The organism is Priestia sp. 3CA3, assembly GCF_056836725.1.
Window position 1 is genome coordinate 68,372 of the sequence record NZ_JBXENJ010000001.1, and the last position, 14,245, is coordinate 82,616.

General features: G+C 39.1%; 13 protein-coding genes. 12 read left to right on the forward strand and 1 reads right to left on the reverse strand.

All coding sequences use genetic code 11. From position 1 onward, the window contains the following. The first annotated feature begins 25 nt into the window (after nt 1-25). The 8 genes from AC1VNJ_RS00355 (at nt 26) to murC (ending at nt 9,664) form a co-directional block, all read left to right on the forward strand. Nucleotides 26-1,099 carry a M42 family metallopeptidase gene (locus AC1VNJ_RS00355; protein WP_482640229.1) on the forward strand — a complete coding sequence of 358 codons (1,074 nt, stop codon included), beginning with the start codon at nt 26-28 and terminating at the stop codon, nt 1,097-1,099. A gap of 58 nt (nt 1,100-1,157) precedes the next feature. Beyond that, nucleotides 1,158-1,682 carry a DUF84 family protein gene (locus tag AC1VNJ_RS00360; protein WP_033579598.1) on the forward strand — a complete coding sequence of 175 codons (525 nt, stop codon included), beginning with the start codon at nt 1,158-1,160 and terminating at the stop codon, nt 1,680-1,682. A 153-nt stretch (nt 1,683-1,835) separates the two neighbouring features. Then, complete coding sequence (locus AC1VNJ_RS00365) at nt 1,836-2,153, forward strand: thioredoxin family protein (protein ID WP_028411823.1); 318 nt, start codon at nt 1,836-1,838, stop codon at nt 2,151-2,153. Nucleotides 2,154-2,225: 72 nt separating this feature from the next. Continuing rightward, entirely contained in the window at nt 2,226-3,038 is an 813-nt protein-coding gene (locus AC1VNJ_RS00370; RefSeq protein WP_080754456.1) for a DUF1444 domain-containing protein, read from the forward strand. Nucleotides 3,039-3,040: 2 nt separating this feature from the next. Then, nucleotides 3,041-3,646 (forward strand): YtpR family tRNA-binding protein, encoded by a 606-nt coding sequence (ytpR, locus tag AC1VNJ_RS00375; protein WP_028411821.1) that lies wholly within the window; start codon nt 3,041-3,043, stop codon nt 3,644-3,646. 429 nt (nt 3,647-4,075) lie between these two features. Then, a complete protein-coding gene (locus AC1VNJ_RS00380; RefSeq protein WP_047749731.1) occupies nt 4,076-7,183 on the forward strand; it encodes a DNA translocase FtsK in 3,108 nt (1,035 codons plus the stop codon). Nucleotides 7,184-7,523: 340 nt separating this feature from the next. Then, complete coding sequence (locus tag AC1VNJ_RS00385) at nt 7,524-8,177, forward strand: hypothetical protein (RefSeq protein WP_028411819.1); 654 nt, start codon at nt 7,524-7,526, stop codon at nt 8,175-8,177. 185 nt (nt 8,178-8,362) lie between these two features. Further along, entirely contained in the window at nt 8,363-9,664 is a 1,302-nt protein-coding gene (murC, locus tag AC1VNJ_RS00390; protein WP_013059499.1) for a UDP-N-acetylmuramate--L-alanine ligase, read from the forward strand. Between the two features lie 42 nt (nt 9,665-9,706). Here murC and AC1VNJ_RS00395 read toward each other — a convergent pair whose 3' ends face one another. After that, nucleotides 9,707-10,822, reverse strand: a complete 1,116-nt coding sequence (locus AC1VNJ_RS00395) for an aminopeptidase (RefSeq protein ID WP_028411818.1) — start codon at nt 10,820-10,822, stop codon at nt 9,707-9,709. Between the two features lie 282 nt (nt 10,823-11,104). Between AC1VNJ_RS00395 and AC1VNJ_RS00400 the strand changes: the two genes are divergently transcribed. From AC1VNJ_RS00400 to AC1VNJ_RS00415, 4 genes are all read left to right on the forward strand, one after another. Next, nucleotides 11,105-11,590 carry a DUF948 domain-containing protein gene (locus AC1VNJ_RS00400; RefSeq protein ID WP_034271445.1) on the forward strand — a complete coding sequence of 162 codons (486 nt, stop codon included), beginning with the start codon at nt 11,105-11,107 and terminating at the stop codon, nt 11,588-11,590. 27 nt (nt 11,591-11,617) lie between these two features. Further along, the gene (locus tag AC1VNJ_RS00405) at nt 11,618-12,073 is read left to right on the forward strand and encodes a YtxH domain-containing protein (RefSeq protein WP_013059496.1); all 456 of its coding nucleotides are present in this window, start codon (nt 11,618-11,620) and stop codon (nt 12,071-12,073) included. A gap of 247 nt (nt 12,074-12,320) precedes the next feature. Next, entirely contained in the window at nt 12,321-12,644 is a 324-nt protein-coding gene (ytxJ, locus tag AC1VNJ_RS00410) for a bacillithiol system redox-active protein YtxJ (protein ID WP_028411816.1), read from the forward strand. 227 nt (nt 12,645-12,871) lie between these two features. Then, complete coding sequence (locus tag AC1VNJ_RS00415; RefSeq protein WP_482640230.1) at nt 12,872-13,948, forward strand: bifunctional 3-deoxy-7-phosphoheptulonate synthase/chorismate mutase; 1,077 nt, start codon at nt 12,872-12,874, stop codon at nt 13,946-13,948. Nucleotides 13,949-14,245 lie beyond the last annotated feature (297 nt).

Here is a 14,245-nt window from a genome sequence, read left to right on the forward strand (position 1 = left end):
AAATGATACATAAAGGAGAGTATATATGAACAATGAAACGCTATCTCTATTTAAAACATTAACGGAGTTACCAGGTGCCGCTGGAAACGAACATCAAGTACGTTCATTTATGCGCTCGCAAATTGAACCCCTTGTAGATGAAGTCATTCAAGATGGGTTAGGAAGTTTATTCGGCGTTCGCTATAATGAAGAAAAAGGTCCTAAAGTAATGGTAGCAGGACATATGGACGAAGTAGGATTTATGGTTACGTCTGTAACTGATAAAGGAATGCTTCGTTTTCAAACTCTAGGAGGATGGTGGAGTCAAGTACTTCTAGCTCAACGCGTCCATGTTGTGACAAAAAAAGGTCCTATCACCGGCGTAATTGCTTCTATCCCTCCCCATTTATTAGACGAATCACAGCGCAACAAGCCAATGGCCATTAAAAATATGATGATTGATGTGGGCGCAGATAGCAAGCAGGAAGTAGCAGAAATGGGCATTCGTCCTGGCGATCAAATGGTACCGATTTGTCCGTTTACGCCAATGGCAAATGAAAAGAAAATACTGGCAAAAGCATGGGATAACCGCTATGGGTGCGGACTTGCGATTGAATTATTAAAAGAAGTAAAAAATGAAAAATTGCCAAATATCTTATATTCTGGAGCTACTGTTCAAGAAGAAGTAGGACTTCGCGGTGCTCAATCAGCTGCGAATATGATTAAACCGGATTTGTTTTATGCACTAGATGCTAGTCCTGCTAACGATACGTCAGGCGATAAAAATGCATTTGGACAATTAGGAAAAGGCGTATTACTTCGTATTTTTGACCGTACGATGGTCACACATAGAGGAATGAGAGAATTTATCTTAGATACAGCTGAGACAAACAGCATCCCTTATCAATACTTCGTTTCTCCAGGAGGTACGGATGCAGGGCGCGTTCATACTTCTAATAACGGAGTTCCTTCTGCAGTGATCGGCGTATGTTCACGTTATATTCATACCCATGCATCTATGATTCATGTGGATGACTATGCAGCTGCAAAAGAATTATTAGTCAAACTTGTACGCTCTACAGACCAAACAACGCTTGATACGATTAAACAAAACGGATAAAGAAGAACAAAGCAGCTGCTTTTGCGGTTGCTTTGTTTCATCATGACAGGAGAAAAAAATGAAAATTGCAATCGGAACGAAGAACCCAACAAAAGTAAATGCAGTAAAAAAAGTATTTGGAGATACTTTTACATATGTAGAGGTAGACGTGCAGTCCGGGGTGTCACCACAGCCTTTTTCTGATGAAGAAACCATCCAAGGAGCGATTAACCGCGCGCGTGCTGCTGTTAAAGAGACAGGTGCTGATATTGGCATTGGACTTGAAGGAGGGGTACAGGAAACACCTCATGGCTTATTCCTTTGCAATTGGGGAAGTCTTGTTACCTCTAAGGACCTTGAACCGATTTTAGGTGGAGGAGCTCGTATTCGGCTTCCTGAAGCGGTAGCCGACATGCTTCGTCATGATAAAAAAGAATTAGCCGAAGCTATGGAAGTGTATACAAACCAAAAAAATATTCGAAAAAAAGAAGGAGCAATCGGCATTTTCACCAATGGAAATTTAGATCGGACTTCTATGTTTTATCAGGTTGTTTTAATGCTAAAAGGACAGCTAGATTTTAGGACAAATCAAGCTGTTCAATAGGAAATTCCTTTGTAACCCTTTATAATAGAAAAGCATCAGTGTATGATAGTTGCAACAACTCATATACTATGTTTTGATGTAGAAGGATTAAAAAATGTATGGGGCTTTAGCCGTTTAAATACGAAAGTAAAAGAAAAAGTGGAGGAAAGAAAAATGGAAAAAATGCAAACAATTGAACAATACAAAGAAGTCATTAAAGAGGGAAAGCATATCATGATGTTTTCAGCAGACTGGTGCCCAGATTGCCGAGTAATCGAGCCTGTGCTTCCAGAAATTGAGGCGAATCATAGCGAGTATACATTTCACTATGTGGATCGCGACGACTTTATCGATCTTTGTGCAGAATTAAGCATCTTTGGTATTCCAAGCTTTGTTGGTTACAGCAACGGAGAAGAAACAGGACGTTTTGTCAGCAAAGACCGTAAAACAAAAGAAGAAATTGAAGAGTTCATTAACGGCTTAAATGCATAAAACAAGTGAAGACTGATAGCGATAAATTGCTATCAGTCTTCATACATAAAAATGAGAAAAGGAGGCGTAAATATGGCGAAAATGAATAGTCAAAAGATGAGAAAGCTACTTGAAGAGCGATTAACGGGTGCGGATTGGTCATTTTTATTTGACCGTGAAAAAGATACGCTTCGCGTTGAACATAAGGAAACGAAAAAAGGTGTAACCATTTCTTTACCCGGGCTAATTGCAAAATGGGAAGAAAAAAAGGAAGCGGCTCTAGATGAAATGGTATATTATATAAAAGAAGCTCTTCGTGTTATGAACGATGAACAGCAGGTAACGGGAAAAGAAAAGCGCATTTATCCAGTTATTCGCTCAACGTCTTTTCCGGATAAATCGAATGAAGACGTGCCGTTGATTTATGATGAACATACAGCTGAAACACGCATTTATTATGCGCTTGATTTAGGCAATACATATCGTCTATTAGATGAGAAACTAATTCGTAAGGAAAATTTAGATCTATCCGCAGTGCGGGAAATGGCTAAATTTAATCTTCGCTCTTTGCCGATTTCACATAAAAAAGATACGGTAGCAGGCAATGACTTTTATTTTGTAAATCAGAACGATGGATACGATGCAAGCCGAATTCTTAACGAGGCATTTTTGCAAGATTTTGCTTCTAGTGTTTCGGGCACAATGGCTGTAGCAGTACCTCATCAAGATGTGCTGATTCTAGCTGATATCCAAAACGAAACGGGTTATGATATTCTTGCGCAAATGACCATGAGCTTTTTTGCAAGTGGACGTGTACCCATCACAGCTCTTTCATTTTTATACGAAAACGGTGAGCTAGAACCTATTTTTATTCTAGGAAAAAATCGCAGTAAAGGACGGGACTAATTATGAATCTTTTTTATAATAAAGAAGGTATCGGCGATACGTTAATCGTCAAGCTAGAAGATATTGCAATTGAAAATCGCACGTTTGAAACAAAAAGCGACGTTGTGCGTATCTTTGATCAAAAATCAAATACAACGGCTGGCTATAACATCTTTCATGCTTCTTCTAAGTTAAAAGTAGAGGGAAATGGTTCTCTTGAATTAACAGAAGAAATGGTGGAAGAAGTAAATCGTGTACTTAGCGAAAGCGGTTTTGAAGGTAAACTTGAAGTGGATTTATCTCCTAAGTTTGTAGTTGGATATGTTCAAGAAAAAGAAAAGCATCCAAATGCAGATAAGCTAAACATCTGTAAAGTAGATGTTGGCACAGAAACACTTCAAATTGTATGTGGAGCACCAAATGTAGACGCAGGTCAAAAAGTCGTCGTAGCAAAAGTAGGAGCGGTTATGCCAAGCGGTATGATCATTAAAGATGCAGAGCTGCGCGGTGTACCTTCTTCAGGCATGATTTGCTCTGCTAAAGAGCTGGCGCTTCCGAACGCTCCTCAAGAAAAAGGGATTTTAGTACTTGAAGACAAATATGAAGTAGGTCAGCCTTTTCAAGCATAAAAGCAGAGTGTGATACTAATTTATAGGGCAAAAGCAGGATGTTTTTTTACACGTATATTTCAAAGCGTTACAGTTGCTGAAAAGCAATTGTCAATTCTTAAAAAGGTTTGATAAAATTAAAAGCCACTAGTCTAGACTAGTGGCTTTTTTCGCGTTTAATTATGAGTGCTAATTAAACATGAAAAAATATTTTTGCAAAGAGGAATTTTACTGTATAAATAAGGGAAGCAAAATAGTAGATTTTATAGTAAGAGTTCAAGCATACGTGATAGAATGATAAATGAAAAGATAGTATATATATCCATCTCAGAGAATACTTTGAGGCCAAAGGTAAATAAAGGATGCATGGATAGCTTTTTGTAGATGTCGCAGCACTGCGATATAAGAGGCTAAACGAAGTAAGATAGTCTGATAGAAAGAGTGATAAAAATGGGTTTTGTACGAAAAGTAATGGATTATTTACTAGGATACGAAGTGAAAGAAATCGTTGTAGACGAACATGGAAATACAACGGAAGAATACCCTTTAAATAGAGAAAAAACAATTCCTAAAAAGAAGGCTACTAAGCCTAAACAAATGCAGTCAGTTCATCAAAAGCCAGTGATGAAAGCAGCGCCAAAACCTTCTGTTCCACACTCGGCCAGAACGCAAAAGCGGAATTACAGTGAAGAGCAGCAAGATGTTCATACAAAAGTAGCTTATCAATACCCAAAAGGAACGTTTCGTTTCCCTTTAATTGATGATACGGGAGAAGCAAAAAAGGCAGCAGCTCCTAAAAATGAACCAAGGCCTGTAGCAAAAAAGGCACCGGCTCCGTTTTATCAAGAGCCTGTTCGCAAGTCGGCGCTAACGCAGCCTAAGTCAGTATCTCAGCCGTTAAAAGCGGTATCTGAAAAGAAAGAAGCGATTCCGCAAGTAAGAAAACGTCCGTTCCGTCCGACTGAAATCCCTTCACCTGTTTATGGGTTTAATAAGCGGCCTTCTAATGTTGTACAAAACGGAAGTGAGGAAGTAGTAGAATATGAGCTTCCGAGTACACAGTTATCAAAAGCAGCGTTTGAAGATGAAATTTACCGACGAGCGATGAATACGTCTGTTGTAGAGCCGTTAAGAAAACCAGTTTCTAAGCCTATAGCGGAAGAAGCCCAGATTCAAGAAACGGAAGAAATGATGCAACTGTCTTCTCAGCGTTTTGCTCAGTGGAAGCAATATGAGGAAAATCAAAAAGAGAAGATATCATTTCCTGAAGAAAAGCCAAGTTCTTCAGTAGCCGTAAAAGAACAGGAAGAGGTTCCAACTTTTGAAGAATCACATGCGGTCGAACCGTTAGTGGCAAAAGAGAAAGCTACCGACTGGGATTTGGCGGAAGAAACAGCAGTAGCTGAAGAGGCTCCAATTTCAAAGGAAACGCCTCCGTTTGAATCATCCGTTTCTTTCCAACAAGAGATCGGAAATGAAGCTGAAGAGGCAGAAGCAGAAACGTTGATGGAAGAAAGCCCAGCGTTTTTACAAGCAGAAGCAGAAGAAGTAGAAGCACTAAAGCCTAGAAAGAGAGAAGAAGTTCCAGCCGCTGAAAAAGAAAGTCACGTCATTCTAGAAGAGCCAACAAACAGTGTTCATGTTGAAGCAGAACATGAGCTGAATTCTGAAAGTTTACATCCATCGCAACCCGCAGCTGATGAATGGCAACCAGAAGCGGTATCCGCTGTTGTGCACCGAGAGCTTGAAAATTCAGTGATAAAAGAGGAAGAGAGCAGGATGCAAGAAAGTCAAGAGTTACAAGGACAAGTACAGCAAGAGTCAGCTGTAGAACCTCTTGTACCTGCAGAACAGCCAGGGAATGCTGAACGAGCTCGCGGTAAGCGATTAGTGCCTTTTAACGTAATGATGCTGAAAAAAGACCGCACAAAGATGGATAACAGCGCTCGAGAAAAAAGTCAGCCGTCCCAAGGTTCATACCAAACGCCGAAGGCAGAAGCTCTGCAAAAAAAAACGGAAGTAAGTAGGCAAGAAGAAGTTCACGGTGAAAAAACCGAAGAAGCGGTTCCGCAGGCTTCATTAAAATCTGAAGAACCTGTAAATGTAAAAGCTTCTTCTCCTTATACATTTCCTGGAATGAACTTGCTTAACATTCCTCCAGCTGCTATTGAAGAAGATAATCAATGGGCGGATGAGCAGCGTGAGCTTTTGGATATGACATTAAAAAACTTTAACGTTCGAGCTAAGGTCGTAAACGTCACGCAAGGTCCTACCGTAACCAGATTTGAAGTACATCCTGAGCCCGGTGTGAAAGTGAACAAAATTACGAATTTAACAGATGATATTAAACTGAGCCTAGCCGCGCGTGATATTCGAATTGAAGCGCCAATTCCAGGGAAAAATACGATTGGAATTGAAGTGCCAAATCGTCAAAGTAAGCCGGTGTTAATTCGCGAAATTTTGAGGCATCCTTCTTTTAGAAAAGATAACTCTCCTTTAACGGTGGCGTTAGGGTTAGATATTTCAGGAACGCCGGTTGTGACTGACTTGAACAAAATGCCTCACGGTTTAATTGCTGGAGCGACGGGGTCTGGTAAAAGTGTGTGTATTAATACCATTATCGTCAGCTTGCTTTATAAAGCTGCGCCACACGAAGTCAAGCTTATGTTAATTGACCCTAAAATGGTTGAGCTAGCTCCTTACAACGGCATTCCGCATTTAGTCAGCCCGGTTATCACGGATGCGAAAGCAGCTACTACAGCTTTAAAGTGGGCAGTAGAGGAAATGGAGCGCCGTTACGAACTGTTTGCACATGCGGGCGTACGTGATATTACAAAATACAACGAACGTGTAAAAGAACATAATGAAAAAAGCGGGGAGCTGCCGTATCTAGTTATTATTATTGATGAACTTGCCGACTTGATGATGGTATCTCCAGGGGAAGTAGAGGAAGCTATTTGCCGTATTGCACAAAAGGCAAGAGCGTGTGGCATTCACTTATTGCTTGCAACGCAGCGTCCTTCCGTAGATGTTATTACAGGCTTAATTAAAGCAAATGTGCCAACGCGTATCGCATTTTCTGTTTCTTCGCAAGTTGATTCACGTACAATTATCGACACAGGAGGAGCAGAGAAGCTATTAGGTAAAGGTGATATGCTGCTTCTTGAAAACGGATCTTCTAAAAGCGTTCGAATTCAAGGGAACTTTGTTTCAGATGAAGAAATTGATCGCGTTGTAGATCATGTCAAAAAGCAAATGAAGCCAACATACTTATTTGATCAAGAAGATTTGTTGAAAAAGCAGCAAAGCTTTGCTTCAAATGAAGAAGATGAGCTTTTCTATGAAGCATGCGAGTTTGTGCTAGACCAAGGCGGTGCATCTACTTCCAGTCTGCAAAGACGCTTCAGAATGGGGTACAATCGCGCAGCGCGCCTAATTGATATGATGGAGCAGCAAGGAATTATTTCAGAAGCAAGAGGAAGCAAGCCGAGAGATGTGCTCATTACCGAAAACGAGCTTCAGGAAATGGAAAGTCAAACAGCCACTTCTACATTTTAAGCTGTTTTTCTGCATGTAGGTTAAAAAAAGAGGCTATGCAAAATCAGCAGGATACAGCTTTATGTGAGCTAACGCTCTGTCACTGTATCCGCCGCCTCTTTTTTTCCTGCTTTAAGTTCGTCTATACAGAATTTGAGTAGGGATTTTGGAAGAAATCCATCAGGAAAAAAAGGAAAAGGTTTGTCAGAACTAGTAAAATGATTTACTATATGTAAGGATAATGTGTGTTTTGCTTTTTTAGCATGTGATAGTTTGCTATCATTTCTCACCAGCTGAAACATATGAGCTGAAGGCGTTTAAAGAGGACAAACCAAAATAATTAGAGTACGAGTGAAGAGTAATGACAGAAGAAAATCATGAACTGATTAACTTTAATGAAATTCGTGAACAAAAGCAGCTTCAGTCTGATAATGCTATTTGCGACTTTTACAATCAATATTTCTTTTTTGTGAACCGCTATACGAATATACGAGAAAAAGTGCGGGCTTCACATCTATTTAAAGAGTTAGTAAACTTGCCTCATGAGGCGGCTCTATCTGATTCCCATGAACAATTATTTTTTCAGTGGTTTGCATTTGAATATGTAACCATTCAGGGGAAAACCCTGCTGCAGCTGTTTTTAGCTGATCAGGCGAAGCAGAAAACAGAGTCGTTTTTAATTCAAGGAGCCTTTTTTTTGACGAGTGTACTAGAGCCAATTATTGTGTCTAAAGTACCTAATTCGTTTTTCTTAAAAGGATATACCCCATTGACAAATGAGCAGGTTATCATCAAAGATGTAAGAGGAAGATTTGCAAATTTAGAGGAACAACAAGTAATTTGGATTCGAAAAATAAAATCAATCGGATATGACGTGTTAATTGACTCTTTCTTTTTAGGACATAAACAACGCATTGAACAGTTAGTAACCCAATATAATGACAAAAAAAATGCAATGACATGGCGATCGTTTTTAAAACAGCAGGCTATATACTATGTGATGAAGCCAAAATAAAAGGCCGTTTCGCAAGGGAAGAGAGTAGAAATGGAGTCATGGAGTTATGTTATAAGAAGTGATATAATGTACGAATGTTATCGTGAAATCAGCAATCAAACGACATTTATATACGTTTGTAAGAGCAATTCTAGATAACCGTCATATACTGTCTTACAGATAGACGAATGTTGGAGGTTCTTTATATGACAGTTTACCATTTTGTAGGTATTAAAGGAACAGGAATGAGTGCGCTTGCGCAAATCCTAAACGATATGGGCTTTCAAGTTCAAGGATCGGATATTGAAAAAGAAATTTTTACGCAAAAAGCACTAGAACAGCAGGGAATTCCTGTTTTACCATTTGATAAAAATAATATTAAAGACGGCATGACTGTAATTGCAGGAAATGCTTTTCCTGATACGCATGAAGAAATTGCAGAAGCAGCTTCAAAAGAAGGAGTCAAGCTTGTACGCTATCACCGTTTCTTAGGTGACTTTATGAAACAGTATACGAGTGTAGCCGTAACAGGAGCACACGGAAAAACATCCACAACGGGTATGTTAGCGCATGTGATTCAAGGAGCTGAACCTACTTCATATTTAATTGGAGACGGTACGGGTAAAGGTGTAAAAGACAGCAAGTATTTTGCGTTTGAGGCATGTGAGTATCGCCGCCACTTCTTATCTTATACGCCAGACTATGCAATTATGACGAATATTGATTTTGATCACCCTGATTATTTTGCCAATATCGATGATGTATTCAGCGCGTTCCAAGAGATGGCACTTCAAGTCAAAAAAGGAATTATTGCCTGTGGAGACGATGAACATCTGCAGCAAATTCAAGCGAAGGTACCTGTTCTTTATTACGGATTAGGCGAAGAAAATGATTTCCAAGCACGTAATATCGTAAAAAGCACAACAGGCACAACATTTGACGTGTTCGTTCGAAATACATTCCACGCATCATTTGAGATTCCAGGGTATGGCGACCATAACATCTTAAATGCACTTTCCGTTATTGCACTTTGTCATTATGAAGAAATTGACGTTGCTGTGCTGCAAGAGCGTTTTAAAACATATCAAGGTGTAAAGCGTCGTTTCAGCGAAAAGAACGTTGGCAAACAAGTGCTAATCGATGATTATGCACACCATCCAACGGAAATTAATGCAACGATTTCAGCTGCTCGTCAAAAGTATCCAAACCGTGAAGTTGTGGCTGTTTTCCAACCGCATACGTTTACGCGTACACAAACGTTCTTAGAGGACTTTGCAGCAAGCTTACAGCACGCTGATAAAGTATATCTATGTGACATTTTTGGATCAGCCCGTGAGCATCAAGGTAAATTATCAATTGAAGATCTACGAAGCAAAATCAGCGGAGCTGAATTAATTAATGAAGAAACAATTGAATCGTTAAAAGACCATAATGAAGCTGTATTAGTATTTATGGGTGCTGGAGACATTCAAAAGTTTGAAAAACTATATCAGCAAACCGTATCATAAAAAAAAGGCACTCTCCTGAGTGCCTTTTTTTTATTTCAAAACTCATTTTAAATTTTCAGGGTTTAACGCTTTTAATTCTTCAATGACAAATAGCCCGTCTTTACGAATCAACACGTCATCGAAATAAATCTCACCGCCACCGTATTCTGGGCGCTGAATCATCACCATATCCCAGTGAATATTTGACTTGTTTCCGTTATACGCATCTTCGTAGCACTCGCCAGGAGTGAAGTGGAAGCTTCCGTCAATTTTTTCATCAAATAAAATGTCTTGCATTGGATGTTGAATATACGGATTTACGCCAATCGCAAATTCGCCAACAAAACGTGCGCCTTCATCTGTATCAAAAATGCCGTTGATGCGTTCTGTATCATTAGCGGTTGCTTCAACAATCTTACCGTTTTTAAATGTTAAGGATACATTCTCAAACGTAAAGCCTTGATAGTTAGAAGGAGTGTTGTAAGAAATTGTTCCGTTTACAGAATCACGTACAGGAGCCGTGTATACTTCACCGTCCGGAATATTCATTTCTCCGGCACACTTCACTGCAGGAATATCTTTAATAGAGAACGTTAAGTCTGTATTCTCACCCGTTAAACGCACTTTGTCCGTACGGTTCATGAGCTCAACCAAAGCATCCATCGCTTTGCTCATTTTGCCATAGTCTAAGTTGCATACATCAAAATAAAAATCTTCAAATGCTTCTGTACTCATTTTAGCAAGCTGCGCCATTGAATCGTTTGGGTAGCGAAGAACGACCCATTTTGTTTTTGGAACGCGAATTTCTCTATGTACTTTTTTACCGATCGTATTCCCTTGGATTTTCATTTTATCTGCCGGAACATCTGATTGTTCAAAAATGTTTGAACCAGAACGTAAGCCAATATAAGCATCCATTTCTTTCATCACATTTGCTTCGAAGTCTGCCATCATATTGTACTGCTCTTCTTGTGCACCGTTTAAAAGAGCTCGGTCTACCGAATGATCTTTTAGCAGTACAAACGGGTAGCCACCGGCCTTGTACGCTTCATCTACAAGTGCTGTCACAAGCTCGCGCTGAAGTCCAAAGTTTTCGATTAATACTTTTTCTCCTTTTTGAAGGCGAACAGAATAATTAATTAAATTTTTAGCTAATGTTGCAATTCTAGGGTCTTTCATAAATAGTGCCTCCTTAAAATAACAATGATTGATGATTCACTTTCTATTGTACCCCACTGAGCTTATTTTGTTTGTTTTTATGCTTTAAAATCCTTTTTTTCTTTAGGAAGGGAAATAACTCATATATCGCGAAATAATGTAGGAATCTTCCCTTTTTATGAATAAATGCAGAGAGAATATGGTAAAGTTAAAGAGTCTATAGGGAATAGAAGGTTTAATTGTTTATAAAATTGGGAAAGTAGTTATAACAAGAGAGATGAAAATAGGAGGTGCCTTGCACAGATGGTTATTATTCTTTATTTAAGCGCTGCTATTGTTGCCATTGCGATTTTTTACCTGGTGGTTTCCGTGTCAAAAACATTGAAATCCGTTCAGCACACATTAAATTCAGTGGCAGGTACTTTAGACGGTGTAGAAAAGCAAATGACAGGAATCACAGCTGAAACAACTGCACTTTTACATAAGACTAATCTGTTAGCTGAAGATATTCAGCGTAAATCCGAAGCGCTGAACACAGTCGTGGATTCTGTTAAAGGCGTAGGTGACTCAATCCAAGACCTAAATAAGTCGATTAAAAGCGTATCATCAAGCGTTTCAGAGAAAGTAGAAGAAAATAAAGAAACTGTTGCTCAAGTCGTTCAATGGAGCAATGTTGCATTAGACGTATGGGAACGTATAAAATTAAGAAAACAGAAAAAAATTGACGCGGAGCCTGTACCTGTTGAAGTAAAAGAAAAATCGGTTCAACGCTCACGCTCATTTTCATAAGGATGAACTTTAAAGGAGGAGACGCATATGTCAAACAAACCAAATAAACCAAACAACACTTCAAATAAAGGCTTTTTAGTAGGAACAGTGATTGGAGGAGTTGTAGGAGCTGCAACGGCATTATTACTTGCTCCAAAATCAGGTAAAGAGTTCCGTTCGGATTTAAATGAGCAGGCAGCTTACGTTCGTTTAAAAACAGAGCAAGCGAAAAACAGCGCTGTTGAAAAAGGACAAGGGTTTGCTCAAACGGCTAAAGAAAAAACAGCTGGTTTATCACAAACATTATCTGAGCAATCTTCACAAGTAGTGGACAAAGTGAAAAACTTCCGTAAAGTAGATCCTGAACACGAAGCATTACCTCCAACGAGCTTAGAAGTGCTTGCTGATGAAGTGGAGTCTCAAAGCAACGAAGACGTTCAACAGAAGCTAACAGAAGCTCAAAAAGCATTAGATGAAGTGGAAAGCACAGTGCCACGACCATAATAAAGAATCAAAAGCGTTTAACCTATAGGGTGAACGCTTTTTTTGTATGTAATTTAGGTTGAACGGCAAGTAAATGTTAGTTTCATCAGAGGGATTTTAATTTAACAAGTTCTTTTCTTTCTATGCTGAAAATAACTTCACCTTATAAATAAATTCATTAGCATTATACATAAAGCTGAGCACTCTTTTTGTATGGAAACGGTCAAACCATGTAAACTTAAGAGTAAGTACAGAAAGGGTGAAAAAAATGAAAAAGATTTCAACAGTTGAAGAGTTCGAACAAGTTATTAAGGAAAACCATCGCTTTTTATTTTTAAAGCACAGCACGACGTGTCCAATTAGTGCAGCTGGTCATGAGGCATTTTCAGCGTTTGCTTCTAGTCATGAAGACATTCCTTCTTATTATCTTCATGTGCAAGATTCACGAGACGTATCCAACTATATTGCTGAAACGTATGAAGTGAAGCATGAATCACCTCAAGCGCTTCTGTTTGAAGATGGAAAAGTGAAGTGGCACGCTTCTCACTGGAACATTAACGAAGAAGAATTAGCGAAAAATGTAGCTCATTAATTGAAAGAGGCTGGTACAAAAGCAGTTTAGGTGAAGGAAGATCCGAACGATTAATCGTTCGGTTTTTTTTGTAAGCTGATTGCGGTTTCATCCACTTTTTCGTACAATAGATGTAGTTTAGCACATAAAAGCAGAGAAGCCCCTTACATATATCCTCCATCACCTATCATCTTATGTAGTAACCCTGCTAAACGGATTTTTTAAAATCAGTGAAAGGGTGGACGTACATGACGAATTCAGATCTTCAGCATTTGCGATCTCAAATTGACGAAGTAAATATGAAACTGTTAAAGCTTATTAATGAGCGAGGCGAGCTTGTTCAAGAAATAGGAAAATTAAAAGGAATGCAGTCAACCAAACGGTTTGACCCTGTTCGTGAACGAGCAATGCTTGATGCGATTTTAAGCAAGAATGAAGGACCGTTTCAAACATCTACGCTTCAACATATTTTCAAAGAGATTTTCAAAGCTCATTTAGAGCTTCAAGAAGATGATCATCGTAAAGCACTTCTTGTATCCCGTAAAAAGAAGCAGGAAAATACAATCGTTACGGTAAAAGGAGAAACAATTGGTGACGGACTTCAGCGTTTTGTAGCAGGACCTTGTTCCGTTGAAAGCTATGAGCAAGTAGCAGCCGTAGCAAATGCCGTAAAGCAGCAGGGTGTGCGGATGCTTAGAGGCGGAGCCTACAAGCCAAGAACATCTCCTTATGATTTTCAAGGCCTCGGCTTAGAAGGACTGCAAATTTTAAAAAGAGTAGCTGACGAATATGATTTAGCCGTTATTAGTGAAATTGTCGACCCCGCTGATATTGAAACGGCTGTAGAATACGTAGATGTGATTCAAATTGGTGCTCGTAATATGCAAAATTTTGAGCTGTTAAAAGAAGCGGGTGCGGTGAAGAAGCCTGTCTTATTAAAGCGGGGCTTAGCCGCTACGATTGATGAGTTTATTAATGCTGCTGAATACATTGTATCAAAAGGAAATGATCAGCTGATTTTGTGTGAACGAGGAATTCGTACGTATGAGCGAGCAACGCGAAATACGCTGGATATTTCAGCCGTTCCCATTTTAAAACAAGAAACTCATTTACCTGTTTTAGTCGACGTCACGCATTCAACAGGAAGACGAGATTTGCTTGTTCCAACGGCTAAAGCGGCTCTTGCCATTGGTGCGGATGGAATTATGGCAGAAGTTCATCCAGATCCGGCGGTAGCACTTTCTGACTCAGCTCAGCAAATGGATATTCCACAATTTACAGAATTTATGAAGCAGCTAAAACCTATATGTAACTTAAATTTATAAAAAAACGTAAAAAAGAAAAATTCGTATACTTTTATGACAAGTTTGAGGCACTTAATGGTTTCAAGCTTGTTTGCCTTTCGTTATAATAAAGATAAGCGAAATTATCACGTATTTTGAAAACAGTCGATAACTTTTGTCAAAATAGGAAAGAATAAGTGCAAATCCAAAAAACAAGAATTTATGAAATTCTCGTGAAACTTGTCGGAAAAAGGCGGTAAATACGTTGCGGTGAAGCACATAGTATCGTATAGTAGTTACAGATATTCGCTATCATTCTGTGAGTGCATATGATATAAA